At 59.4% G+C, this 24,722-nt stretch carries 27 protein-coding genes; 15 read left to right on the top strand and 12 right to left on the bottom strand.

From position 1 onward, the window contains the following. Window positions 1-33 precede the first annotated feature (33 nt). The 3 genes from RAC79_RS00845 (at window position 34) to RAC79_RS00835 (ending at window position 2,600) form a co-directional block, all read left to right on the top strand. Entirely contained in the window at window positions 34-534 is a 501-nt protein-coding gene (locus RAC79_RS00845; RefSeq protein WP_162936740.1) for a MarR family winged helix-turn-helix transcriptional regulator, read from the top strand. Between the two features lie 107 nt (window positions 535-641). Next, on the top strand, window positions 642-1,349 hold the full coding sequence (locus tag RAC79_RS00840) for a FadR/GntR family transcriptional regulator (protein ID WP_078051376.1): 708 nt from the start codon (window positions 642-644) through the stop codon (window positions 1,347-1,349). Window positions 1,350-1,397: 48 nt separating this feature from the next. Then, window positions 1,398-2,600 (top strand): mandelate racemase/muconate lactonizing enzyme family protein, encoded by a 1,203-nt coding sequence (locus RAC79_RS00835; protein WP_174038738.1) that lies wholly within the window; start codon window positions 1,398-1,400, stop codon window positions 2,598-2,600. Here RAC79_RS00835 and xseA read toward each other — a convergent pair whose 3' ends face one another. Continuing rightward, window positions 2,601-4,199, bottom strand: a complete 1,599-nt coding sequence (gene xseA / locus RAC79_RS00830; protein WP_142844121.1) for an exodeoxyribonuclease VII large subunit — start codon at window positions 4,197-4,199, stop codon at window positions 2,601-2,603. Between the two features lie 189 nt (window positions 4,200-4,388). Between xseA and RAC79_RS00825 the strand changes: the two genes are divergently transcribed. Both RAC79_RS00825 and RAC79_RS00820 read left to right on the top strand, forming a co-directional pair. After that, the gene (locus RAC79_RS00825) at window positions 4,389-4,631 is read left to right on the top strand and encodes a hypothetical protein (protein WP_078051379.1); all 243 of its coding nucleotides are present in this window, start codon (window positions 4,389-4,391) and stop codon (window positions 4,629-4,631) included. 12 nt (window positions 4,632-4,643) lie between these two features. After that, window positions 4,644-5,015: a hypothetical protein gene (locus RAC79_RS00820; RefSeq protein ID WP_174038737.1), complete on the top strand. Its 372-nt coding sequence runs from the start codon at window positions 4,644-4,646 to the stop codon at window positions 5,013-5,015. Here RAC79_RS00820 and RAC79_RS00815 read toward each other — a convergent pair. Next, a complete protein-coding gene (locus RAC79_RS00815; protein WP_174038736.1) occupies window positions 5,012-5,995 on the bottom strand; it encodes a Gfo/Idh/MocA family protein in 984 nt (327 codons plus the stop codon). The genes RAC79_RS00820 and RAC79_RS00815 overlap by 4 nt on opposite strands. Before the next feature lie 180 nt (window positions 5,996-6,175). Between RAC79_RS00815 and RAC79_RS00810 the strand changes: the two genes are divergently transcribed. The 4 genes from RAC79_RS00810 (at window position 6,176) to RAC79_RS00795 (ending at window position 9,224) form a co-directional block, all read left to right on the top strand. Continuing rightward, window positions 6,176-6,736: a cysteine hydrolase family protein gene (locus RAC79_RS00810; protein ID WP_174038735.1), complete on the top strand. Its 561-nt coding sequence runs from the start codon at window positions 6,176-6,178 to the stop codon at window positions 6,734-6,736. Then, complete coding sequence (locus RAC79_RS00805; protein ID WP_125145158.1) at window positions 6,736-7,719, top strand: GlxA family transcriptional regulator; 984 nt, start codon at window positions 6,736-6,738, stop codon at window positions 7,717-7,719. Before RAC79_RS00810 ends, RAC79_RS00805 begins: the two co-directional genes overlap by 1 nt. A gap of 109 nt (window positions 7,720-7,828) precedes the next feature. Continuing rightward, window positions 7,829-8,779 (top strand): aldo/keto reductase, encoded by a 951-nt coding sequence (locus RAC79_RS00800; protein WP_065654675.1) that lies wholly within the window; start codon window positions 7,829-7,831, stop codon window positions 8,777-8,779. 1 nt (window position 8,780) lies between these two features. Further along, entirely contained in the window at window positions 8,781-9,224 is a 444-nt protein-coding gene (locus RAC79_RS00795) for a GNAT family N-acetyltransferase (RefSeq protein ID WP_080855824.1), read from the top strand. Here RAC79_RS00795 and RAC79_RS00790 read toward each other — a convergent pair whose 3' ends face one another. After that, window positions 9,225-10,115, bottom strand: coding sequence for a LysR family transcriptional regulator (locus tag RAC79_RS00790; protein ID WP_065654677.1), 891 nt, complete (start codon window positions 10,113-10,115; stop codon window positions 9,225-9,227). A gap of 115 nt (window positions 10,116-10,230) precedes the next feature. Between RAC79_RS00790 and RAC79_RS00785 the strand changes: the two genes are divergently transcribed. Beyond that, window positions 10,231-11,232: an aldo/keto reductase gene (locus RAC79_RS00785; protein ID WP_142844124.1), complete on the top strand. Its 1,002-nt coding sequence runs from the start codon at window positions 10,231-10,233 to the stop codon at window positions 11,230-11,232. A gap of 38 nt (window positions 11,233-11,270) precedes the next feature. Here the strand turns inward: RAC79_RS00785 and pheT are convergent, their stop codons facing one another. From pheT to infC, 6 genes are all read right to left on the bottom strand, one after another. Beyond that, a complete protein-coding gene (gene pheT, locus RAC79_RS00780; protein ID WP_142844126.1) occupies window positions 11,271-13,694 on the bottom strand; it encodes a phenylalanine--tRNA ligase subunit beta in 2,424 nt (807 codons plus the stop codon). 24 nt (window positions 13,695-13,718) lie between these two features. Further along, window positions 13,719-14,801, bottom strand: a complete 1,083-nt coding sequence (gene pheS / locus RAC79_RS00775) for a phenylalanine--tRNA ligase subunit alpha (RefSeq protein WP_142844128.1) — start codon at window positions 14,799-14,801, stop codon at window positions 13,719-13,721. Then, window positions 14,794-15,672 carry a lipopolysaccharide kinase InaA family protein gene (locus RAC79_RS00770; RefSeq protein WP_142844129.1) on the bottom strand — a complete coding sequence of 293 codons (879 nt, stop codon included), beginning with the start codon at window positions 15,670-15,672 and terminating at the stop codon, window positions 14,794-14,796. Before RAC79_RS00770 ends, pheS begins: the two co-directional genes overlap by 8 nt. 176 nt (window positions 15,673-15,848) lie before the next feature. Continuing rightward, entirely contained in the window at window positions 15,849-16,253 is a 405-nt protein-coding gene (rplT, locus tag RAC79_RS00765) for a 50S ribosomal protein L20 (RefSeq protein ID WP_003493358.1), read from the bottom strand. A gap of 40 nt (window positions 16,254-16,293) precedes the next feature. Beyond that, window positions 16,294-16,497, bottom strand: a complete 204-nt coding sequence (rpmI, locus tag RAC79_RS00760) for a 50S ribosomal protein L35 (RefSeq protein ID WP_035264590.1) — start codon at window positions 16,495-16,497, stop codon at window positions 16,294-16,296. A gap of 189 nt (window positions 16,498-16,686) precedes the next feature. Beyond that, complete coding sequence (gene infC / locus RAC79_RS00755; RefSeq protein WP_078051391.1) at window positions 16,687-17,223, bottom strand: translation initiation factor IF-3; 537 nt, start codon at window positions 17,221-17,223, stop codon at window positions 16,687-16,689. Between the two features lie 187 nt (window positions 17,224-17,410). On the opposite strand from infC, the gene RAC79_RS00750 reads away from it, so the two are divergent. Beyond that, window positions 17,411-18,199: a carboxylesterase gene (locus RAC79_RS00750; protein ID WP_174038734.1), complete on the top strand. Its 789-nt coding sequence runs from the start codon at window positions 17,411-17,413 to the stop codon at window positions 18,197-18,199. A gap of 118 nt (window positions 18,200-18,317) precedes the next feature. Beyond that, on the top strand, window positions 18,318-18,932 hold the full coding sequence (locus RAC79_RS00745; RefSeq protein ID WP_003524508.1) for a transglutaminase-like cysteine peptidase: 615 nt from the start codon (window positions 18,318-18,320) through the stop codon (window positions 18,930-18,932). A gap of 56 nt (window positions 18,933-18,988) precedes the next feature. Here the strand turns inward: RAC79_RS00745 and mbfA are convergent, their stop codons facing one another. Continuing rightward, complete coding sequence (gene mbfA / locus RAC79_RS00740; RefSeq protein ID WP_174038733.1) at window positions 18,989-19,972, bottom strand: iron exporter MbfA; 984 nt, start codon at window positions 19,970-19,972, stop codon at window positions 18,989-18,991. A gap of 138 nt (window positions 19,973-20,110) precedes the next feature. Here mbfA and RAC79_RS00735 point away from each other — a divergent pair, with 138 nt between their 5' ends. Further along, window positions 20,111-20,581: a group III truncated hemoglobin gene (locus RAC79_RS00735; RefSeq protein ID WP_174038732.1), complete on the top strand. Its 471-nt coding sequence runs from the start codon at window positions 20,111-20,113 to the stop codon at window positions 20,579-20,581. Between the two features lie 159 nt (window positions 20,582-20,740). After that, on the top strand, window positions 20,741-21,844 hold the full coding sequence (locus RAC79_RS00730; RefSeq protein ID WP_065654685.1) for a TRAP transporter substrate-binding protein: 1,104 nt from the start codon (window positions 20,741-20,743) through the stop codon (window positions 21,842-21,844). Between the two features lie 7 nt (window positions 21,845-21,851). On the opposite strand, the gene RAC79_RS00725 is transcribed toward RAC79_RS00730, so the two are convergent. Beyond that, window positions 21,852-22,946, bottom strand: a complete 1,095-nt coding sequence (locus RAC79_RS00725; RefSeq protein WP_174038731.1) for an AraC family transcriptional regulator — start codon at window positions 22,944-22,946, stop codon at window positions 21,852-21,854. A gap of 145 nt (window positions 22,947-23,091) precedes the next feature. Between RAC79_RS00725 and RAC79_RS00720 the strand changes: the two genes are divergently transcribed. Further along, window positions 23,092-24,165: a dienelactone hydrolase family protein gene (locus RAC79_RS00720; RefSeq protein ID WP_174038730.1), complete on the top strand. Its 1,074-nt coding sequence runs from the start codon at window positions 23,092-23,094 to the stop codon at window positions 24,163-24,165. 18 nt (window positions 24,166-24,183) lie between these two features. Here the strand turns inward: RAC79_RS00720 and RAC79_RS00715 are convergent, their stop codons facing one another. Continuing rightward, window positions 24,184-24,702, bottom strand: a complete 519-nt coding sequence (locus RAC79_RS00715; RefSeq protein ID WP_078051395.1) for a GNAT family N-acetyltransferase — start codon at window positions 24,700-24,702, stop codon at window positions 24,184-24,186. Window positions 24,703-24,722 lie beyond the last annotated feature (20 nt).

Here is a 24,722-nt window from a genome sequence, read left to right as displayed (position 1 = left end):
TGACGTCAAGACATCAATTGTTATGCCTTGGTGATGAGCAAAGAACCGTTGGACCATGTCGATCACATTCTGGCGCAATGGCGCAGGGAGCGGCCCGATCTCGATGTCGGTCCCATGGGGCTGCTAGGGCGCCTGAACCGGCTCGCCACCCATCTCGGCCGGGAGGTGGAGGCGGTGCTGCTGAAGCACGGGCTTTCCTCTTCCGCTTTCGATGTGCTGGCGACATTGCGGCGCTCCGGCTCGCCCTACAGGCTCTCCCCCGGCGATCTTTTGGCCATGACGATGGTGAGTTCCGGCACCATGACCAACCGGATCGACCAGCTCGAGAAAGCCGGGCTGGTGGAGCGTATCCATAACCCAAACGACCGGCGCAGCGTCCTGATATCGTTGACGGAGCGGGGGTTTGCCATTGTCGAGGAAGCGGCAGGCGCTCACGTCGAAAACCAGCACCGCCTGGTCGCCGGTCTCAGCGAAGAAGAGCGCGTGACGCTGAACCGGCTGCTGAAACGGTTTTTGCGGGATTTCGAAGAATAGGCTTTTCGGCCCAACAAACACACAATGGCTCCGTGATGGCGCTTGTTTCGCTCCAAAAAATCTTGTAAGCAATTTTCCATAAACCTGTACTACAGGTTGGAGGAAAAATGTTAACTGCCATTTCGCATGAATCCGGTCTCGTCAGCAGCACGATCGGCGCTATCACCCGCCATATCCGCGAAAACGAACTTGCACCGGGAGCAAAGCTCCCCAGCGAGCTTTCGCTCTCGCAGCAGCTAGGTGTCTCCCGCACCGTCGTTCGCGAGGCTTTCCGGTCCCTCTCGGCCATGCGGTTGATCGACGTGAGTGCCGGCAAGCGCGCGACGGTGGCGACGCTGGATCACGGTGCAATGTCATTGATGTTCGAACATGGCATTCACACCGAACAGATCAACATCCAGCAGATTTACGACGTGCGCCGCACGATCGAAGTCAGAACCGTGACGCTCGCGGCACTGAGGCGAACGGATGCGGAAGCGCTCACCATTCTCGACCATGCCAACAATATGGAGCGGGATTTCGGTGACAATGACAAGGTCATGGAACACGACCTTGCTTTTCACCTCGCCGTTGCCCGAGCCTCGAAGAACCCGGTTTTCGAACTCATTCTCGGCGCCTTTCAAAACGTGACGCGCCAGACATGGCCGATCGGATGGAAGAGCCGAACATCCGACGCGCAGCGTCATGCAGCCGGGGAACTTCATATCGCCATCGGGCAGGCCATTGCCGCCGGTGACCCGCAAACGGCCTCAACGCTGATGGCGCGTCATTTCGATGAAAGCGTGCATGCGCTTCTGGCCGCCGGCATAGCCTGATTTTTTTCAACGAAATCCCAGACGAAAATCTCTGGAGGAGACACTTTCATGAAAATCACGAAACTCGAGACCGTTCGTGTGGCGGAACGGGCAAACCTGCTCTGGGTTCTGGTCCACACCGATGAGGGCATTACCGGGCTTGGCGAAACCTTTTATGGCGCCGAGACGGTGGAGACCTATGTTCACGAATATATCGCCCCCCGCGTGATCGGCCGCGACCCGCTGCAGATCGACCTTCTGGCGCAGGACCTCGTCGGTTATCTCGGCTTCCGTTCATCGGGCGCGGAAGTGCGCGGCAACTCCGCCTTCGATATTGCGCTGTGGGACATTTTCGGCAAGGCGACAAACCAGCCCATCGCCCAGCTACTCGGCGGTTTCAGCCGTAAGGAAATCCGCACCTACAACACCTGCGCGGGCACCGAATATATCAAGAAGGCGACCGGGCAGCAGACCGCCAATTATGGCCTTTCCGGCGGCAAGGATTATGACGACCTGAACGGCTTCCTGCACCGGGCAGACGAGCTTGCCCATTCGCTGCTGGAAGACGGCATCACCGCCATGAAGATCTGGCCCTTCGATGCGGCGGCGGAAAAGACGCGCGGGCAATATGTCTCGATGCCGGACCTGAAAAGCGCGCTCGAGCCATTTGAAAAAATCCGCAAGGCAGTGGGTGACAAGATGGATATCATGGTGGAGTTTCACTCCATGTGGCAGCTTCTGCCCGCCATGCAGATCGCCAAGGCACTCACCCCCTACCAAACCTTCTGGCATGAAGACCCGATCAAGATGGACAGTCTTTCCAGCCTGACGCGTTATGCCGCCGTTTCACCCGCGCCGATTTCCGCCTCGGAGACGCTCGGCTCCCGCTGGGCCTTCCGCGATCTGCTGGAGACAGGTGCTGCCGGTGTGGTGATGCTGGACATCAGCTGGTGCGGCGGGCTTTCGGAGGCGCGCAAGATCGCTTCTATGGCGGAAGCCTGGCATCTGCCCGTCGCCCCGCATGATTGCACCGGGCCGGTGGTGCTCTGCGCCTCCACCCATCTGTCGCTCAACGCGCCGAACGCGCTGGTGCAGGAGAGCGTGCGCGCCTTCTACAAGACCTGGTATCGCGATCTCGTCACCGCATTGCCTGAGGTGAAGAACGGCATGATCACCGTGCCGCCGGGCGCCGGCCTTGGCATGGAACTACATCCCGATATCGAAAAGACCTTCACCGTCAGCCGCCGTTTTTCGGATGCGGCGTCGATCTGATCAGAACAGGCTGCCCTGATTGCCCGGATCGGAAGAAGCCGGTTTGGCCGGCTTCTTTTTTGGCACTATTGGGTTATCGGGGGATGGCGCGCCCTCCCCCGTCGTGATGGCCGAGACGCGGCCATCGGCAAATTCCATCGAGACCACAGCACCTGAAGCGATAGCGGCAGCGCGGGTCAGCGGCCTGTTCTCCTCATCGCGGATCACGGCATAACCGCGTTTCAGCACGTTTTTATAAGAGAGCGATTGCAGGATGCGGTCATGGGCGGCAAGGCCCGCACGGTTCTGTGCCATGCGGTGCAATACCGCTGTATCGGCCCGGCGCGCGCCGGTGACGACCCGCTCCTTCTGCCGCTCCACCTGGCCGAGCAGCCGGGCGGGAAGCGAACGCAGCGCGGAATCGAAGGCATCGACGCGGCCTTTACCCTGCAGCAGACGGCGCTCCACCAGGGTCTCAGCCCGGTGCATGCGCTCGGTAAACCGTTGCCTGTGCTGTTTGAGACCGTTCAGCAGGGTTTCCGGCCTGAGACCCGAAGCGGACCGCTCAAAAGCGCGGCGCTTGTTCAGGGTTGTCAATTCCAGTCCACGCCCGAGACCGCTCGCGGCCTCGTCGAACCTGCGGCGCGGCAGGGCCAGAAGCTGATCGAGCGACGGCAACGCGCGCACCAGCGCCCGCACGCCCTGACGGCGATTGTCCATCTGCCGCGATACAGAGCCTGAAAGACGGGCGGCAAGACCGGAAAGCTGCGCTTCCAGTTCAGCCCGCACCGGCACGGCCATTTCGGCGGCCCCCGTCGGGGTCGGCGCACGCACATCGGCAGCGTAGTCGATCAAGGTCGTATCGGTTTCATGCCCGACGGCGGAAATCAGCGGGATTTCGCTTTCGGCAGCGGCGCGTACGACGATTTCGTCGTTGAAGCTCCAGAGGTCCTCCAGACTGCCGCCGCCACGCGCGACAATCAGCACATCCGGCCGCGCAATCTCACCGCCGGGCTGAAGCGCATTGAAACCGCGAATGGCGTTCGCCACTTCTTCGCCCGAACCTTCGCCCTGCACCTTGACCGGCCAGACGACCACATGGACAGGAAATCGATCCGAAATGCGGTGAAGAATATCGCGAATGACAGCGCCCGTGGGCGAGGTAACGACGCCGATGACATGCGGCATGAAGGGCAGCCGGCGCTTGCGGGCCGCATCGAACAGCCCTTCCGCCGCCAGACGCCGGCGGCGATCTTCCAAGAGCGCCATCAGCGCGCCGGCGCCGGCAGGCTCGAGGCTTTCTATGACGATCTGGTATTTCGACGAGCCGGGAAAAGTTGTGACCTTGCCGGTGGCAATGACTTCCATGCCCTCTTCCGGGCGGAACTTCAGCCGCGAGAAGGTGCCTTTCCAGATCACCGCATCGATACGGGCGCGGTCGTCCTTCAACGAGAAATAGGCATGTCCTGAAGAATGCGGACCGCGATAGCCGGAAATCTCGCCGCGCACCCGCACCTGCTCGAAAGCCGTCTCCACCGTGCGCTTGATGGAACCCGACAGTTCGGAGACCGAGAACTCGGCAAGATTGCTCAATGCTGCGTGGGAGAAGATATCGCTCATGCCCGTTTGTAACCAAAACCCGTCGATTCGGAAATGCCGGCGCCGGCCAGCCTCATTTTAACGGCGATGAAACCATATCCTCAACTAACGAGTTAGGAAAATGGGGATTGGAGGAGGAAACAAGGGTTCGTTAGGGAAAACGGCGTTACGTCTTGCCCCAGGCCCGATAACCAAAGAGGAGGCGGCATCATGATTTTTCTTACCGCCACAGCACTCGGCGTAACCGCAGTTGCGCTTCGTTCGGTTTTCAGCATCGTTTTCATCTGCATGATGATTATCGGTGCCTATGGCGTGGCGATTGCACTTTCTTCCACGGCCGTGCCCTTGATGTCGCTGCTTCTGGCGCTCGCCGGTTATAATTTCGGTGTCGTGGGTGTCGTCCTCAGCCTTCTGGTGCTGCAGCGCCCGCGTTCCACCCAGCCAACCCTCTAAAAGCCCACGGTCTTGAGGCGTCCGGACTTTGCGCTGACCGAGATCTGCGGACTGGCCGCCGACCTTGCCGTTACCTGTCTGCTTATTTTCTATCTCGGCGTCGATCCGCTGGCCGCCCGTTTACCGGGTGCAGCAACGGGGCTTGCAACAAGCTGGCGGCTGAACCGTGCAAATGGTGAGGCATCAGCCGGGCTGAACAGCTTTCTGATGAATGCCGTCACGCTCACCTCACGTATCGTCAGTGTCGGCCTGTTTGCCCTGCTGCAATGGCGCAATCCTCTCGTGCAGCCGCTCGTCCCGCTTGCCTTTTCAATAATCGCAGCGCTGGCGCTGGCGCTTTACGGCTATTGGCGGCTTCAAAAGCAACGGCAAGATCAGGACTAAACCGTCTCCCAGCCATCCTTTTCCGCCGCCCGGTAGATAGCGTCGATGAAAAGCTGGTTCTTTCTCGAGCTTTCCAGCGTCACGACGTCGCCTTCGCCCTTCGCCGCACGGGCAAAGGCCTCCGCCTCCAGCTTATATTGGCGGCTATCCTGAAACCCGAAGATTTGCGACTGGTTATGGGCCTGATTGGTCAGCTCGATCTCTTCCGCACCCCAGCGATTGGCGTTGAAGGGAGATTTGACCTCAATGTATCCCTCAGTGCCATGGAAAACCATGAGCTGACGGGCGGCAAGCTGTGTGGCCAGATAAAAACTCAGTTCGAAGCCGCCGAAATCGGCCCTGACACTGGAATAGATATCTGTGCCGAACTCCTTATCGCGCTCGACGGTGGCCTGTACGCGCCGGGGCTCCGCGCCGGTAGCGAAGCGGGTAACGATGGTCGGGTAAACGCCGATATCCGGCAGGGCGCCGCCACCCAGTTCGGGAATATTGCGCATATTGCCGGGATCGCGGTTGAAATAGCTGAAAGCGCCCTGAACATGCTTCAGTGTGCCTATCGCGCCGGATGCCAGCAATTCCTTCACCTTCTCCCAGACGGGCGCATAGGTGACCATGAAGGCTTCCGAGACGATAACACGGTTGCGGTCACGCGCGGCGATGAGGGTGTCGATCTCCCCCGCCTTCAATGCAATCGGCTTTTCACACAAAACATGCTTGCCGGCATCGGCGGCCTTGATGGTCCATTCCACATGCTGCGAGGTCGGAAGCGGAATATAGACGGCGTCGATCACATCCGAGGCCAGCATCTCCTCATAAGAGCCGAAGGCGTGTGGCACGGAAAAACGATCCGCCACCGCGCGGGCCTTGGCATGGTCACGGCTGGCGATGGCGCTGACCACGCAGTTCTGCGCATCCTGTATCGCCGGAATGACGTGATCCTGAGCGATTTTCGCCGTTGAGATTATTCCGAAGCGCAGCATTCCGTTCTCCCGCTCTGCCATCCATCGGAAACTTACCATCGTCACACGGTCTGGCAAGCCGCAGATGAATGACAGAATAATGTATGGCTGAATTTGTCCTGTCTTTGTCGGTATGCCTGCTTTTCTCCGATCTGGATAAGGGGAATTATGCTATGCATGAACCCAATGGAGAAACATGAAATGTCCTCTTCCCATACAGCACTGCTTGTCATCGACGTTCAGGAATCCTTTCGGCACGCCCCTTACTTCGAGGAAAGCGAGCTTACCGCCTATCTGGAGAAGCAGCAGGCACTGATCGACGGCGCCAGGGCTGCGGGCATTCCCGTCGTACAAATCTTCCACGTCGATGGCGACAGGGCCTTTTCAAAAGACAGCGGCTATATCCGGGCGCTGGAGGGTGTGCGGATTGCCCCAGATGTCACTTTTCACAAGAACCGCCATTCGGCTTTTGCCGGCACCGGCCTCGAAATCTGGCTGACGCAGAAGGGCATCAACCGGCTGATCGTCTCCGGCATCCGCACCGAACAATGCTGCGAAACCACCACCCGGCACGCTTCCGATCTCGGTTACAGCGTCGATTACGTCACCGAAGCGACGCTGACTTTCCCGATGACACATGCTTCCGGCACCGTCTTCAGCCCGGACGATATCCGCAAGCGAACCGAGCTGGTGCTGGCCGGCCGCTTCGCGCGCATCGTGACCGTCGATGATGCACTGGCCACCGTCAAAGAGGCCGCCTGATGGATAAAGGCGGCACGCGCACCATTCCCTTTTATACGCTTGTGCCGCCACATGCGCTGTTGCTCGATATTGCCGGCCCGCTCGAAGTGATCCGTTATGCCAATGGGGAACAGCGGGACATCCATTTCGACTGCCGCTACATTGCTGCGACTGACAAACAGCAATCTTCCATCGGTCTTGCGCTTTCAGGGCTGGAGAACTTGCCTGCGACCCTGCCGGAAAATGCTTTCCTGCTGATCTCCGGCAGCACATCACGCTTCGACAACGATCCGGAGACAGGGCGAGAGCGGCAAGTGCTGGCGGCATGGCTGCGCCGTGTTGTGCGCCCCGATACGACAGTCATTTCCATCTGTTCCGGCGCGCTGCTGGCGGGCGAAGCCGGGCTTTTCGATGGGCGCAACTGCACGACCCATGCCGATTGCCTTGAAGGGCTGCGTCGCATCGCGCCGCTGTCCCAGGTGGCCGAAAACCGCCTTTTCGTCGAGGATGGCAACCGCTTCTCAAGCGCCGGAATTTCCACCGGCGTCGATCTGATGCTGCATGTGGTTTCCCGGCTGACATCCCCGGCTGTCGCCGCGCGTATTGCCAAAACCATGGTGGTTTATCTCAGACGCAGCGGCAACGATCCGCAAATCTCCCCCTGGATGACCGGCCGCAACCACATCCACCCCGCCATTCACCGGGTTCAGGACCGTGTGATGGCCGAGCCGGCGCAGGACTGGTCGCTGGAGCGGCTGGCCGATATTGCGGCGCTCAGCGAAAGGCATTTGTCGCGACTGTTTCGCGAGCATACCGGCATCAGCGTCATCGACTACGTCAACCTGATGCGGGTCAATCTCGCCCGCGACATTCTCGCCAACAGTCGCCTGGATATGGAAGCCATTGCCGAACGGGCGGGCTTTGCCTCCGCCCGGCATTTACGGCGTGTCTGGCAGCAGCATAATCGTTACCCGCCCAGCCATTATCGCGGTTTTCAGGCCTGATAATCTCAAACCCTGTCGCTGCCTGATGAATGCCATCAAAGGAATTGAATGGTTATGCGGATGAGCAGTTGCTAACCTTGCCACCAAGACAGCAACAGGAGCATTCCCCGTGGAAAAACGAAGCCTCGGCCGCACCGGCCTCTCCATCGCCCCGATCGTTTTCGGCGGTAACGTGTTCGGCTGGACAGCGGATGAGAAGACTTCCTTTGCGCTGCTCAACGCCTTTTTCGACGCCGGGTTCAACGCCATCGACACGGCGGATGTCTATTCCGCCTGGGTGGACGGACATGTGGGCGGCGAGTCCGAGACGATCATCGGCAAATGGCTGAAGCAGTCGAGCGTGAAGCGCGAAGATGCGGTAATCGTCACCAAGGTCGGTTTTGACAATCGCGGCCAGAAGACAGGCCTCAGCGCCAAGTGGATCGAAGAGGCCGTGGAAGCGTCGCTGAAGCGGCTGCAAACCGACTATATCGACCTTTACCTCGCCCACAAGCCGGATGCGGATGTGCCGCTGGAGGAAACGCTCGCCGCTTTCGGCAAGCTGAAGGAGCAGGGAAAAATCCGCGCCATCGGCTGCTCCAATTATTCCGCAAGCCAGCTTCAGGAAGCGCTGGACACGGCCGCAAAAAACAATCTTCCCCGTTATGACGTGCTGCAGCCGGAGTATAATCTCTATAACCGCAAGGATTTCGAAGGTCCGCTTGCCGAGCTTTGCCAGAAGGAAGAGATCGGCGTCATCAATTATTACAGCCTCGCCGCCGGCTTCCTCACCGGGAAATATCGTGCCAAGGCGGATACGGAAGGCGTCGCCCGCAGCTATCGCGTGGGTGAATATGTCAATACGCGCGGGCTTGCCATTCTGGGCGCCATGGATGCCGTGGCAGTGGAAACCGGGGCCAAGCTTGCCGATATCGCACTGGCCTGGCTGTTGCGAAAGAAGGCGATAACCGCGCCGATCGCCAGCGCCACCAGCCTCTCCCAGCTTGAAAGCTTCAAACGCGCCGTCGAGTTAAAGCTGACGGATGAGATGATGACGCTGCTCGACAAGGCGGGTGCGTAACATGGAGCTCAGAATTCGCGATGCGCAGCCGGCTGACCGGACGGAATGGCTGCGCCTGTGGAACGACTATCTTGCCTTTTATGATGTCGAACTTGCCGATGAGGTGACCGAGCATACCTGGGCGCGCATTCTCGATCCCGCATCCCGGGTTTCCATGCGCGTGGCCATGCTCGGCGACCGCATGGCCGGTTTCGCCATTCACCACTTCCATGATTCCACCTGGGTAAAGACGCCTGACTGCTATCTGGAAGACCTGTTCGTCGATGGCGAAATCCGCGGCAAGGGAACGGGCCGGGCGCTGATGGACGATCTTGTCGCCATCTGCAAGGACAAGGGCTGGTCACGGCTCTACTGGCACACCGGCGAGGACAATCACCGCGCCCAGAAGCTCTACGACAGCTATGTGAAGAGCGACGGCCATATCCGCTATCGCATCAAGTTCTGATCAATTCCTGAAGCGGAAGAAATCCACGAAAGCCCTCAGCGCCGGCCTCATCTGCCGGCGCGAGGGATAATAAATGTAAAAACCGTCGAACGGGGCGCACCAGTCGTCAAGCACGCGGATAAGCCTGCCCGCCCGGATATCGTCTTCAACACGCTGCTCGAAAACGAACGCAAGCCCTGCCCCGTCGATGGCAGCCCGGCGAATGAGGCTCTGGTCCGACAGGATCAGCGGCCCCTGCACATCAACCACCAATGGCTTGCCATTCTTCTCCAGTTCCCAGCGATAGATAAGGCCGCTGGCGAAACGCCGGCGGATACAGCGATGCCGGATGAGATCCCTTGGATCCTGCGGTGGTGGATTTTCTGAGAAATAGGAGGGCGCGCCGACAATCGCACCGCGCCATGCGCCGCTGGCTTTTACCGCAATCATATCCGCATCGAGGTGCTCGCCAAGCCGCAAACCCGCATCGAAACCTTTCGCGACAATATCCTCGAAACGATCATCCGTTGAGATTTCGAGTGAAATATCGGGATAGAGCCGCAGGAACTCACCCAGCCGGGGCACGATGAGGTCCTCGGCAGCAAGCCGCGGCAGGGTGATGCGCAGGGGGCCGGCCGGTCTTCCGCCCTGCTCGGCAAGCGTCTCGATGACCGCATCGATATCGGCAAGTGCCGGACCAAGCGTTTCGAGAAGCCGCCTGCCCTCCTCTGTCGGCGAAACGCTGCGGGTGGTACGATGAAGCAGACGCAAGCCAAGGCTCGCCTCCAGCGACGACACCGCATGGCTGACGGCGGAAGGGGCAATGGCAAGTTCGGCGGCGGCCTTGCGAAAGCTTCGGCCTTCGGCAACGGCAGCGAGAACAGCCAGTTGGGAGAGTTGCACACGGTTCATTGTTCTAAATGATAGAACAATCCACGCGGATTTGCAGCGATTATTTTTGCCGCCATGAGACGCTATTTTCTCATCACGCCCTGATGACGGGCGGTTCCTTTGGAAGGACGAACAGATGAAAAAAAGAACCCTTGGAAACAACCTTTCCGTTTCCGCGCTTGGCCTCGGCTGCATGGGCATGACACACGCCTATAGCCCGACCGGCGATGAGAGCAGCGCAATTGCAACGCTGCACCGCGCCGTCGAACTCGGCGTCACCTTTTTCGATACGGCGGAAGTTTATGGGCCTTACAACAACGAAATCCTTGTCGGCAAGGGTTTGAAGCCCTATCGTGACAAGGTGGTCATCGCCACCAAGTTCGGTTTCAAAATCGACACCAGCAAACCCGCTGGCCAGATGATGGTGGGCACCGACAGCCGCCCGGAAAATGTGCGCGCCGTCGCCGAAGCCTCTCTCAAACGCCTCGGCGTCGATGAGATCGACCTGTTCTACCAGCATCGCGTCGATCCGAATGTTCCGATCGAAGACACGATAGGCGCTATGGCCGAGCTCGTCCGGCAGGGCAAAGTGAAGCATCTCGGCCTATCGGAAGCGAGTGCCGAAACGCTTCGCAAAGCGCACGCCGTTCATCCGATTGCGGCAATTCAGAGCGAATATTCGCTGTGGACCCGCGACGTGGAGGAAAACGGCGTGCTGGAAACCTGCCGAGAACTCGGCATCGGTTTCGTCCCCTTCAGCCCGCTCGGGCGCGGTGCCTTGACGGGCGCGCTGAAGTCGCTCGACGGCCTTGCATCCGACGACTTCCGCCGCGGCCTGCCGCGCTTCCAGAGCGAAAACTTCGACGCCAATCTGGCGCTCATCAAGCTTCTGGAAGACATGGCGACTGAGAAAGGCGTGACCGCCGGACAACTGGCGCTGGCCTGGGTTCTGGCGCAGGGCGACTTCATCGTTCCTATTCCCGGCACGACAAAAATCGCCAATCTGGAGAAGAACGTTGCCGCAGCGGAGGTGTCGCTGACGGCAGAAGAAGCCGCCAGCCTCGGCGCACTGCTTTCGCCCGCAAAAGTCGCCGGCGCGCGTTACCCGGAACAGATGTCACGGATGGCCAACCGATAACAACAAAAAGCCGCGGCAGTGCCGCGGCTTTTTTCATTTCAGGCGCGCAGGACGCCGCCCGTCGATTTCTCGACATTGCCGACGATCTTGGCCGTCAGGGCCTCGAAATCCTCGTCCGTCAGCGTCTTGTCGACCGGCTGGATCTGCACTTCGATGGCGACCGACTTGCGGTTTTCACCGAGCGATGCGCCCTCGAAAATATCGAAGACATTGACGCCGGTGATCAGCTTGCGGTCAGCGCTGGTCGCAGCCTTGATGATGGCGCCCGCCTCGACCGACTTGTCGACCACGAAGGCGAAATCGCGCTTGACGGCCTGGAAGGGCGAAAGCTCGAGCGCAGGCTTGGTGCGGGTGGCCTTCTTCTTCGGCTCCTGCATGGCGTCGAGATAAATCTCGAAACCGCAATAGGCGCCGGAGACATCCAGTTCGGAGAGCGTCTTCGGATGGAACTCGCCGAAATAGCCGAGCACGACCTTCGGACCCATCTTGATGGTGCCGGAGCGGCCGGGATGATACCAGCCGGGGCCGCCGGCTTCGATCTGCACATTGGCCATGGGCAGGCCGCAAGCTTCCAGCACCGAGAGCGCATCGGCCTTGGCGTCATAGACATCCACGGGCTTGCCACCGCCCTTCAAAGCATTGGACCACATGCGGCCGCTGCCTGCGAGCGAGGCCGTGCCACGACGAACACCGCCAGCAACGCGGCGTTGCTTATCAGGTGTATCGCCCTCATAGGTGCCGGAAACCTCGAAGATCGCGACGTCACCATAACCCTTGTCGGCATTGCGCTGTGCGGCAGTCAGCAGGCCGGGCAGCAGCGAGGGCCGCATGTCCGACATATCGGCCGCAATCGGGTTTGCGAGCTTGAGGGCCGGCGAACCACCGCCGAAGAGTTTCGCCTGCGCTTCCGGGATGAAGGACCAGGTGACGGCCTCGAGCATGCCGCGGCTTGCCAGCGCACGGCGCGCGGTGCGGGTGCGGATTTGCAGCGTGGTCAGGATACGGCCGTTGACCGCGCCGAAGCTTTCCAACGGCTCGGGCTTGATGTTGTCGACGCCATGGATGCGCATGACCTCTTCCACCAGATCGGCCTTGCCATCGACATCCGGACGCCAGGACGGCACGGTGACGGAGACGCGCTCGCCCGTTCCCTCGACGCTGAAACCCAGGCCTTTGAGAATGGCGAGGCTCTCTTCCGCCGAGACTTCCAGACCTGTCAGGCGCTTTACTTCCGCGAGCGGGAAATCCACGACCTTGAGCTCATAACCCTTGTAACCAACGACCTTCGCCTCGCCGGCAATGCCGCCGCACAATTCGAGAACCAGTTCGGTGGTACGCTCCAGACCCGGAACCATATATTCCGGATCGACGCCGCGCTCGAAACGATAACGCGCATCGGTGATGATGCCGAGCGAACGGCCGGTCTTGGCAATGTTGATCGGATCCCAGAGAGCGGATTCGATCAGCACGTCGACAGTATTGTCATCGCAGCCGGAATGTTCGCCACCCATGACGCCGCCGATGGATTCGAGACCTTTCTCATCGGCGATGACGACATTGTTCGGGCCGAGCTTATATTCACGCTGGTCGAGCGCGAGGATCGTCTCGCCCTCTTTTGCGCGGCGAACCGTGAGATCGCCCTTGACCTTGGCGGCGTCGAAGACGTGCATCGGCCGGCCCTGATCGAAGGTCATGTAGTTGGTGATGTCGACTAGCGCATTGATGGGACGCAGGCCGATTGCCAGCAGGCGCTGCTGCATCCATTTCGGGCTGGGGCCGTTCTTCACGCCACGAACGACGCGCAGCGAAAAGCCGGGGCAGAGCGCCGCATCGTCCAGCTCAAGCTTCACGTCGACCGGGGTTGCGCCTTCCACCTTGAAGGACGGCGCGGGTCTCGTCTTCAGCTTGCCGAGACCGGAAGCAGCGAGATCGCGGGCAATACCGTAGATCGAGGTGCAGTCCGGGCGGTTCGGGGTCAGGTTGATTTCGATGACCGGATCGTCGAGCCCGGCATAGGCGGCGAAGGAGGTGCCGACCGGCGCATCTTCCGGCAGGTCGATGATGCCGTCGTGATCTTCGGAAATGTTCAGCTCCTTTTCGGAGCACATCATGCCGTGGCTTTCCACGCCGCGTATCTTGCCGACGGCAAGGGTGACGTCGATGCCCGGAACATACACGCCCGGACGCGCGAGCGCACCGACGAGGCCGGCGCGTGCATTCGGCGCGCCGCAGACGATCTGCACCGGCTTGCCGTCGCCGGCGTCGACGGAGAGAACCTTCAGGCGGTCAGCTTCCGGGTGCTTCTCGGCGGAGAGCACCTTGGCGATGACGAAAGGCTTGTAGGCCGCCTTGTCGTCAACGTCCTCGACCTCAAGGCCGATTGCCGTCAGCCGCTCGCAAATCTCATCCAGCGTCGCATCGGTATCGAGATGCTCTTTCAGCCAGGAAAGAGTGAATTTCATGTCTTTGCTCCTTGGCTAACCGGATTAAACGCTCAAACCGCCGAACAGCGTCGGCATGTCGAGCGGGCGGAAGCCGTAGTGGTTCATCCAGCGGACATCGGCGTTGAAGAAATCGCGCAGGTCCGGCATGCCGTATTTCAGCATGGCGATGCGGTCGAGGCCCATGCCCCAGGCAAAGCCCTGATATTCATCCGGGTCCAGCCCGCCGGCTCGCAGCACGTTCGGGTGCACCATGCCGCAGCCGAGGATCTCCATCCAGTCCTTGCCTTCGCCGAACTTGACGATGGGGCCGGAACGGTCGCACTGGATATCCACCTCGAAGCTCGGCTCCGTGAAGGGGAAGAAGGAGGGGCGAAAGCGCATGACGACGCTGTCGACCTCGAAGAAGGTCTTGCAGAATTCTTCCAGAATCCAGCGCAGATTGCCGACATGCGCCTTCTTGTCGATGACAAGGCCTTCGACCTGATGGAACATCGGCGAATGGGTAGCGTCGGAATCCTGGCGATAGGTCTTGCCGGGAATGACGATGCGGATCGGCGGCTTCTGGCTTTCCATGGTGCGGATCTGCACTGGCGAAGTGTGGGTGCGCAGCACCTTGCGCTCGCCCTTTTCATCCGGCTGGAAGAAGAAGGTATCGTGCATCTCGCGGGCCGGATGGCCTTCGGGGAAATTCAGCGCCGTGAAGTTGTAATAGTCGGTTTCGATATCCGGACCTTCGGCGATCGAGAAACCCATATCCGCGAAGATCGCGGTGATTTCATCGACGATCTGGCTGATCGGATGAATGCGGCCGCGCTCGGCCGGAGACTGGCGGACCGGCAGGCTGACATCCACCGTTTCCGCCTTCAGCCGGGCAGTAATGGCAGCGTCCTTCAGCGCATTCTTGCGCTCGCCGATGAGGTCGGTGATTTCGGTCTTGAGCTGGTTGATGGCGGCGCCGCGGGTCTGGCGCTCTTCCGGCGTCATGCTGCCAAGCGTCTTCAGAAGCTCCGAAACCGAGCCCTTCTTGCCAAGCGCGGAAAGGCGCACGGCTTCAATGGCCGGCTCATCGGCAGCCGTGGCGATCTCCGACATCAATTGCGATTTCAAGGTATCAAGTTCAGTCATCTTTTCCTGCCTTGCCGGTCTTTTTAACAGCGGCTTCGGGGTTCACAGCATTCATCAGATAGTCGGTCGCCATGATAAAGCGTCGCAGATCACTACCCATCCGCACGCGCCCGATCAACCGGGCAACCGGTAAAAAACGCCCCAGAATGCCGGTCAGACGGCACAATTCTTCCAGCGCCCGGGGCGGGGCGTTTTCGCGCCAGCGGGCAAAGGCGGCATCGCAGGTTTTCCGCGCATCGCAGGCGCGGGTCGCGACCTGTAAAAACAGCAGCCAGACATCGCGGGCCTGCGCCGTCTCGAGCGGCATGACTTCCTGCGGGCGCTCCTCAAAATCCATGAAACCAACGCGGCCGTCTTCGAGAAAAAAGTCGCGCACATGCGGGCGCCCATGGCAAAGGCCTGCCGCATGCAATTCGCCGAGTGCCTCGGCAGATTTTACCAGCAGGGCATCATGTTCCGCCGGCGCGGCTGTCTTTATCGCGTCCATGCGCTCGATGATGGTGGGGCCAACGTCGCCCAGCACAACTGCGGTCCGGGAAGAATAGATCACGGGCGGAACCGGAAAACCACTGGCCTTGAAGGCCTGCAGCGTGTCGAGTTCGCGACGCATCAGGCCGGCACCGTCGAGCGGCGGCGAAGGGCGCATGAAGGTGTAAGGAAGCAGCTTTGCGAGAAAGGTCTGCAGCTTTATCCACCAGGACGGCGTTTCCGTGCCCTGGCGCTTGATCCATACTGTCAGTTGCGACAGCTCAACCTTCTGGACCCGCCGCTCGCTTTTTAACAAAGCGTGCATGAGAGTGGCAATATCTGCATCATCAAGATGTACTCGAAACCCTTCGGCTGTATCAGCCTGATTTTCATTAACCAGCATTCTCGTCCACCAGGAGATTTTTCAGGGCAGACGCGCTGGATACTCTATTTTTCCTAAATTTCTAAATTAAAAACTACGATACATTCTCGACCAGGCGGTTGCACCAGCCAAACGCAAAACCCGCGCCGGAGAACCGGCGCGGGTTTCAAATGAACAACAGATTGTCCGCGCCGTAATTACTTTACAGCGGTTTCAAACTCGTTGGCCGTACCAGCATCCTTGAGGTACTCAAGCGCCTTCTTCGCTGCTTCGACGAGCGCGCCGAATGCTGCCGGCTCATGGATAGCCATGTCGGACAGAACCTTGCGGTCGACTTCGATGCCAGCCTTGTTCAGGCCGTCGATGAAGCGGCCATAGGTCAGGCCGAATTCGCGAACAGCAGCGTTGATACGCTGGATCCACAGAGCGCGGAAGTTGCGCTTGTTGACCTTGCGGTCGCGGTAAGCGTACTGCTTGGAACGATCCACGGCAGCCTTTGCTGCGCGGATGGTGTTCTTGCGGCGGCCGTAGAAGCCCTTGGCTGCCTTGAGTGTCTTGGTGTGCTTGGCGCGGGAAGTTACGCCACGTTTTACGCGTGCCATGTCATGATCTCCTTAAAGTGTCCAAATGTGCGGAAAAGTCTCAGAGACCGTTCGGCAGGTAGTTCTTGACGACCTTCTTGCCGTCAGCGTCGGCGAGAACCATGGTTCCGCGCGCGTCGCGAATGAACTTGTTGGTACGCTTGATCATGCCGTGGCGCTTGCCGGCGGCGGCTGCAACAACCTTACCGGTTGCGGTGATCTTGAACCGCTTCTTTGCAGCGGACTTCGTCTTCATCTTGGGCATTTTGCTACTCCGTTTTTGTATCGAAACAGGCAGACGAGGCCTATTTCAAGCTATTCAGGAACGGCCTCGGCATGCCCTGCCGGACCGTTCGGACGCGCGCTTATAACCGCAGTCGGCTAAAAGCGCAACGGGGAAAGCAAACTTCCCCTTGCGATGGCGATTCATGCGGCCTTAAAAGGCTGGCGCAAATTATTTCGGGGCGAGAACCATCATCATCTGACGGCCTTCCAGCTTCGGCTCGGCCTCCACCTTGGCAATCGCCTGGGTGTCTTCCTTCACCTGAAGGAGAAGCTTCATGCCGAGTTCCTGGTGGGCCATTTCGCGGCCGCGGAACTTCAGCGTTACCTTCACCTTGTCGCCATCGTCAAAGAAACGGCCCATCGCCTTCATCTTCACGTCATAGTCGTGCGTGTCGATGTTGGGGCGCATCTTGATTTCTTTAACTTCGACGATCTTCTGTTTCTTGCGCGCTTCAGCGGCCTTTTTCTGGGTCGAGTACTTCAGCTTGCCGAGATCGAGGATCTTGCATACCGGCGGTTCAGCGTTCGGCGAAATCTCAACGAGATCGAGACCGGCCTCCTCCGCCAGTTTCAAAGCCTGATCCGTCGGCATGCTACCGAGGTTCTGGCCCTCTTCATCAATAAGCTGAACTCTGGGAACCCGAATTTCCCGGTTGGAGCGCGGCCCCTCCTTGACGGGGGCATCGGCTTTGAAAGGTCTGCGAATGGTCGTATTCTCCTGATCTGTTTCTGGATCACGTCAGCAAAAAACAGCTTGTTTGGTACAAGCGGCGGAAATGTCGTTATTGCCGTGGCGAAGTCAATAGCATATCTGCCCGAAAAGATCACCTGTTGTCACGGTTTTTGCAAATACGCCGCCGTTGTTGCACCAAAATCAGGAGAATTGCATAGACATGACCGAACAAGCCGCTGAATTCCTGCGCGTAGGCCCAGACAACGACACCCGCGACATTGCTTTCCTTCATCGCCCGGCGGCTTCGGGTGAGAATATACCGATGCTGGTATGGCTCGGCGGCTATCGTTCCGACATGACCGGAACCAAGGCGGTTGAACTCGATCGCTTCGCCGCTGAAAACGGTCTTGCCTGCCTGCGGCTCGACTATTCCGGCCATGGCGCCTCCGGCGGCGACTTCAGGAAGGGCACGATTTCCCGCTGGCTGGAAGAGGCGCTTGCCGTGGTGCGCGCAAAGGCGCCGTCGCGCGTCGTTCTCATCGGCTCCTCCATGGGCGGATGGATTGCGCTACGCATGGTCGAGGAGTTGCGCAAGGCGGATAGCGCGCCATCCGTCGCCGGTCTCGTCCTCATTGCGCCAGCGCCGGATTTCACGCAGGAGCTGATAGAGCCCAGCCTTTCGGATGCGGAAAAAACCTCTCTGGCGGAAAAGGGTTATTTCGAGGAACATTCGGAATATAGCCCCGAGCCCAACATCTTCACCCGCGCGCTGATAGAGGACGGGAAGCAGAACCGCGTGCTGCAGGGTATCATCACCACCGGCTGCCCCGTTCACATCCTGCAGGGCATGCGCGACCCGGATGTTCCCTATCAGCATGCACTAAAGCTTATCGAACACCTTCCGTCCGACGACGTCGTGCTGACGCTGATCCGCGACGGCGACCATCGGCTTTCCCGGCCGCAGGATATCGAGCGGATGCTCGCCGCGGTCAAAGCCCTTGCCATATAGGCATTTGCGCAACGCTCTTAACCATATTCGACGAGTCTTGCGCGCCGCCGATTGCTAGCGATTGACTCAAGCCCCCTATCCCTCTTAACTTTTCGTTAAGAATTAAGGGACGGGTTTCATGATGAACGCACCGCTGGCGCGTGCGCTGCTGTTTGCAGTTGCCGCCGGGCTAATGACTGCTGCCTCCGCCACGGCGGAAACCAAGGGAAGCCCTTCCATGGTGACGGGGGGGATTACCTCCCAGCCTATCGGCCATTATGAGTTCTGTCAGAAATATGCCGACGAATGCAATATTCGCAGCAAGGCGACGCCGCCGCCGCGCGTCACGGATTATGGCTGGGATGTCATTCGCGAGGTCAATACGTCCGTCAACACCACCATCGTGGCGATGACCGATCAGGAAATCTACGGCAAGGACGAAGTCTGGGAATATCCGACGACCGCCGGCGACTGCGAAGATTTCGTGCTGCTGAAGCGAAAGAAGCTGGTCGAGCGTGGTTTTTCCGTGGCTGATCTTCTGATCACCGTCGTGCGCAAGCCGGATGGCGAAGGCCATGCCGTGCTGACCCTTCGCACCACCGACGGCGATTATATTCTCGACAATCTCACCGACGACGTGAAGCTGTGGACCGACACCAACTACACCTATCTGAAGCGGCAGGCGTCCTTCAATACGGGCCGCTGGGTCTCCATTGAGGATGGCCGCGACGTGCTGGTCGGCGCATTGCGCTAACGCCTATGCCAGGTTCGAAGGAATTAAGAGCCCGCTATTGCGGGCTCTTTCTTTTTTCACCCATTGCCGATGATAATGCCGGCCGCAAGCACCAGTGAGCCGCCGAGGACCACCTGAAACACCGCGCGCAGGAACGGCGTTTCCATGAAGCGGTTCTGAATGAAGGCGATGGCCCAGAGTTCCACGAAAACGACGACGGCGGCAATCGCGGTCGCCGTCCAGAAATGCGGAATGAGATAGGGCAATGCGTGGCCGAGGCCGCCTATGGCCGTCATGATGCCCGAGGCCAGGCCCCGCTTTACCGGAGAACCGCGGCCAGAAAGCTTGCCATCATCATGGGCGGCTTCGGTGAAGCCCATGGAAATACCCGCACCAACGGAGGCCGAGAGGCCGATAAGGAAGGTCTGCCAGGTATCCTGCGTGGCAAAGGCGGCCGCGAAAATCGGCGCGAGCGTCGAGACGGAGCCATCCATAAGCCCCGCAAGACCCGGCTGAATATAGGTCAGAAGAAATTGCCGTTTTGCGGTTTCCGCCTCTTCGGTCTTGCCGTTTTCATCAAGGTGTTTTTCTTGCAGCATCTGCGCAATGTCTTCGTGACCCCGCTCCGCCTCGGCCAGATCGCCGAGGAGCTTGCGTGTTGAGGCATCGCTGGTACGCTTGACGGCCTCATCGTAGAAGCGGATCGCCTGCGCTTCCATCAATTCGGCCTGGGCGCGGATTTTTTCGAGCGAGAGATTCTTCACCAGCCAGTCCGGGGTGCGCTCATAAAAACCACGGACATGTTCGCGGCGGATCAGCGGGATGGTTTCTCCGAAGCGGCGGCGATGCATATCGATCAGCACGTTTCGATGCTGCTGCTCGACCTCCGCCATATCGTCGAAGACTTTAGCCGATTGCGGATATTGCGCGCGCAGATGATCGGCATAGGAGCGATAGATACGGGAATCGTCCTCTTCGGATGAAATAGCGAGCGCGAGAATCTCCTGTTCGCCGAGGGAGGAAAAGGGACGTTTGGACAGGGAAAAAAGACTGCGAAACATGGCTGAAACCTTTTTAGAATAATTCTAAATACATCCGCATCGCACCGGGATCAAGCCTTCTTAGAATAATTCTAATAAGGCAAAGGGTCGCATTGCGGGCCGCATCGCAGCGGAGTAAATTCGCAAAAAGGAAACACCATGCAGGACGACGTTGCGGCCAGAGCCGCTCACAGCGCGGAAATTCAGGACAGGGCGGAAAAAGCCATGGCGGAGATTGGCGTCGATGCCGGTTTCATCGATTTGCTGGTGGAGACATTCTACGGCCGCGTTCTTGAACATCCCACGCTCGGCCCGGTTTTTGATGCGCGGCTTGCCGGGCGCTGGCCGGAACATATGGCCAGGATGAAACAGTTCTGGGCGGCTGTCGCGTTCAAGAATGGTGGTTATGGCGGCAAGCCGGTGCAGGCGCATCTCGGCGTAAAGGGCATGTCGGCGGAGCTTTTCCCGCAATGGCTTGCGCTTTTTTCCGCCACGCTGGATGACATCGCGCCGAACAGAGAGGCCCATGGCTGGTTCATGGAAACGGCGGAACGCATCGCCAGAAGCCTGACGCTTTCGCTGTTTTATAATCCTGCAATGGACGACCCGGCGTTGATGCGCAGCAAGTGACGCGGAAAGACGTGACAAAGCAACATTCGCCAAGCATCACCGGAGATCACGCAAGTTTCGAACATTCCCTCTTGATGGCTGCGGGGATAAATGATTAACCTGCGGGAGGCGTACCGTGCGGTTCGCCTGCAATATGCAGACATAACGGGGCTTATCGACATGGATCGCAGATCATTTATCCGCAAGGCGGGCGCTCTCGGCGCCGGTGTTACCGCAACGGCGCTTGCCGCTCCGGCCATCGCACAGGAAAACCCCAAGATCACCTGGCGCATGACGTCGTCCTTCACCAAGGGCCTCGACATTCTTTTCGGCGCGGGCCAGATCGTCGCCGACCATGTCAAGGAAGCCTCCGGCGGCAACTTCGTCATTCAGCACTTTGCCGGCGGCGAAATCGTGCCGGCGCTGCAGGCGGCGGATGCGGTGACGGCCGGGACCGTCGAAATGGCGCATACCTGCTCCTATTATTACGTCGGCAAGGACCCGACCTTCGCGCTCGGAACTTCGGTTCCCTTCGGTCTCAATGCACGCCAGACGAATGCCTGGTTCAACCAGGCCGGCGGCAATGAGCTGCTCAACGAATTCCTTGCCCAGCACAATATCTACTCGATCCTGCTCGGCAATACCGGTGCCCAGATGGGCGGCTGGTTCCGCAAGGAAATCAACACCATCGACGACCTGAAGGGTCTGAAGATGCGTATCGCCGGCCTGACCGGTCAGGTGATGCAGAAGGTCGGTGTCACGCCGCAGCAGATCGCCGGCGGCGATGTCTATGCTGCTCTGGAAAAGGGCACGATCGACGCCACCGAATTCGTCGGTCCCTATGACGACCAGAAGCTCGGCTTCTACAAGGTCGCGAAATATTATTACTACCCGGCATGGTGGGAAGGCGGCCCGGCCGTGCATGCCTTCGTGAACCTGCAGAAGTTCAACGAGCTTCCGGAGAACTACAAGCGCATCCTGAAAGACGCCTGCGCCGCCGGCAGCGCCAGCATGCTGGAGCGTTACGACGCCCGCAATCCCAAGGCGCTGAAGGAACTCGTGGCGCAGGGCGCCATCCTGCGCCCCTTCAGCCAGGAAATCCTCGATGTCTGCCACAAGGCGGCACAGGACACCTATGCGGAGATTTCTGCCAAGAACGAAAGCTTCAAGAAAATCTACGAGAGCCAGCAGGCCTTCAAGAAGGACGCCTATCTATGGGCCCAGATCGCCGAATATACCTATGACACCTATATGATGATCCAGCAGCGCAACGGCACGCTCTGATCCCCCATCATTTCCCGACGATCTTCAAACGGTCATCCGGCATCTGCCGGGTGACCGTTTTGTTTGGAGAGACCAGCTTCCACACTTCACGCTCCCGCCAGTCCACCGGGCTCATGCCGGTGACGCGGCGAAATTCGCGATTGAAGTTGGACTTGGTCTGAAAGCCGGAGGACAGCATGATCGCCGTCACCGATTGCTCCGTCTCTTCAAGCAACCGGCAGGCTTCGCGGATGCGCAACTGATTGACATATTGCGAGACATTGACGCCGAGCGAGCGGTTGATCGCGCCTGATATCTGCCGGCTCGGCAGGCCGAGGCGTCTTGCAAGCCGCGACAGGTTGAGATCCTCGTCGCGGTAAAGCGCCTGTGTCTCCATCAGCCGATCAACCCTTGCGACGATATCGCGGTCCTGTTCCGATGGCTCCGCCGATGCTGACAATTCCGCGACAGGTTCTATGCCTGTTTGCGGTCCCTTGCTCTTGCCGGCCAGCGCGGCCATGAGGCCAATCAACAGCAGGCCAAAAAGATTGGCGTTACTGACCAGCGCTGCAACATTCTGCCCATGCGCCCATTCGAAATCGAAAAACACGAGCAGATCGAACAGGGCAGAAACGCAAAGAGCGATTGCAGCGATAATAAGCGCCCGGTGCGCCGAGGTGACGCTGGCAAATTGGGCCTCGTCCAGCCCATCCGGCCCCTTTCTGCCAAGAAGAAGCAGGGCAATGGCGTGGCCGACAAAGATGACGATCAGCGCAAGATCGATCGCCATCGGCCAGATGAATTCCATGATGACGATGAGCAAAGGCGATAGGACGAGGTTCGCGAGCATCGCTATCCTGCTCTCGGCCGCCACTCTCATCAGCCCACGAAAAGCAATGTAGACGAGCGGCGGCAGGCAGGCGGCGAGGACCGGCAAAACATAACGCGCTTCGCTGACGCCATACCCCCAGCGCAGTCCGACAAGGACGGATTGAAGGGCACAAAGCGCGATCAACGTCAGAAAGGCCCGATTGGTTCGCACATCGTCTCCGCCTCGAAAGAACACGATGAACATGACAACCAGCAGAAGCGCCACGACGAAAGGCAGCGGAATGAACAGCACGAATGAATATCCCCGAAACAACGGCTTATATTGCCAATTCATGGACCAGATCGCGTTTCGGGACGACCTTTAACACGATCAAGGACGCAAAACATATGTGGCGGCGCAGATTGAACCCCGTTCTTTCCAACCGCACGAGGTTTTCATGCGCCCTATCGCCACCGTCACGGCCATCCTGTTTTCCGCTCTCGTCAGCCAGCCTGTTCTTGCAGGCGAGGCTGTCGGCGTCAGCGAAACCGCCATCCATTCGCCGGCACGCGGCAAGGACCTTGCCGTCACCATCTGGTATCCCTCCGACGGAAAGGGCACGCAGACGGTTTCCGGCGATGACCGGATTTTTCAGGGCACGCCCGTGTTCAAGGATAGCGCGGTGAAGCCGGGTCGGCTGCCGCTTGTGCTTCTGTCTCACGGCTCGGGTTCACGAGTGTCCGGCATGGCATGGATCGCCGCGAAACTTGCGAGCGAAGGTTTCATTGTGGCCGGAGCCAACCACCCCGGCACCACCAGCGGCGATTCCACACCCGCCGATACACCGAAAATCTGGGAGCGAACGGACGATCTCTCCACGATTGTCACTGTTCTAACGGCAAAGGGCAAATGGTCGAGTGCGATTTACGCGCAAAGGATCGGCGTGCTCGGCTTTTCGCTCGGCGGCAGCGCGGCGATGGAGATTTCGGGCGCGCGCGCCGATCTCGATGCCTATGCGCGCTATTGCGAAGACTATGCCACGATGATGGATTGCCAATGGTTCGCCGGTGCCCGGGGTTATCTCAAGGGCGAGCCGGTCAGCGTGCCGAAGCTCGATCTCAGAACCATCGACAAGGCACGTTTCGAGCAGCAGAACCGCGATCCCCGTATTCGGTCCGCCGTACTGGTCGATCCCGGTCTGGCGCTCGCCTTTCGGCCTGACAGCCTGAAGCAGATCGATATTCCGCTCACCTTCATCAATCTCGGCAGTAAGGGCAAAATTCCACCCGCCGTGCTTGCAGATAAACTCGCGAACGAAGTGCCCGGCGCGACCTATCAGCAAGTGGACGAGGCCAATCATTTCAGCTTCCTGCCGTTGTGCAAACCGGATGCCGACGCCTTTCTCAAATCCGTCGGCGAGCGCGATCCCATCTGCGAACCGGCCGGACCGCGGGACCGCGCGGATATTCACGCACAATTGGAGACGATTATCGCTGCCGCCTTCAACCGTACACTGAAGCCGGGTCAGTAAGGCGGCAGACTGAAAGGCCTAGCCGATCCGCTTATAGAAAAGGGTCGTGCCGCAAAAGCGTCCATCAGGAAACAGGGCGTAATCGGGGATGACGCCGACCCGCTCCCAGCCGAGGCGAGGATAGATCGCCTCGGCATCGCTGCCCGTGGCCGTATCCAGCACCAGCAGGGTACGACCACGTTTTGCCGCCTCCTCCTCCACTTTTTGCATGAGCTTGCGGGCAAGTCCGAGGCCTCGCGCGGACGGATGCACCAGAAGCTTCATCAAATCGCCGCGATGCGGCTGGTTGGGTTTGGAGGCAAGGCCGACCTGCACGGTGCCCATCACCTTGCCATCCACTTCCGCCACCACATGAATGGTCGCCCCCTCGCCCACTGTTTCCGCTGCGGATCGCCAGAAAGGTTCGGCATCCTGTGGAGAAAAGGGCAACATGAAGCCGACGGACGCGCCGCCGTTCACGCAGGCAGCCAGAACCTCACAGAGTTCGGGCAAGACATCGATGGTCTCTTCCCGGTTCAACACGCGGATGGTGGTCATAAAAACTCCTGTCGGGGAAA

The organism is Agrobacterium sp. LR_9 (genome assembly GCF_041954855.1).
Taxonomy (GTDB): Bacteria; Pseudomonadota; Alphaproteobacteria; order Rhizobiales; family Rhizobiaceae; genus Agrobacterium; species Agrobacterium leguminum.
This window is presented reverse-complemented; position numbering and strand designations above follow the sequence as displayed.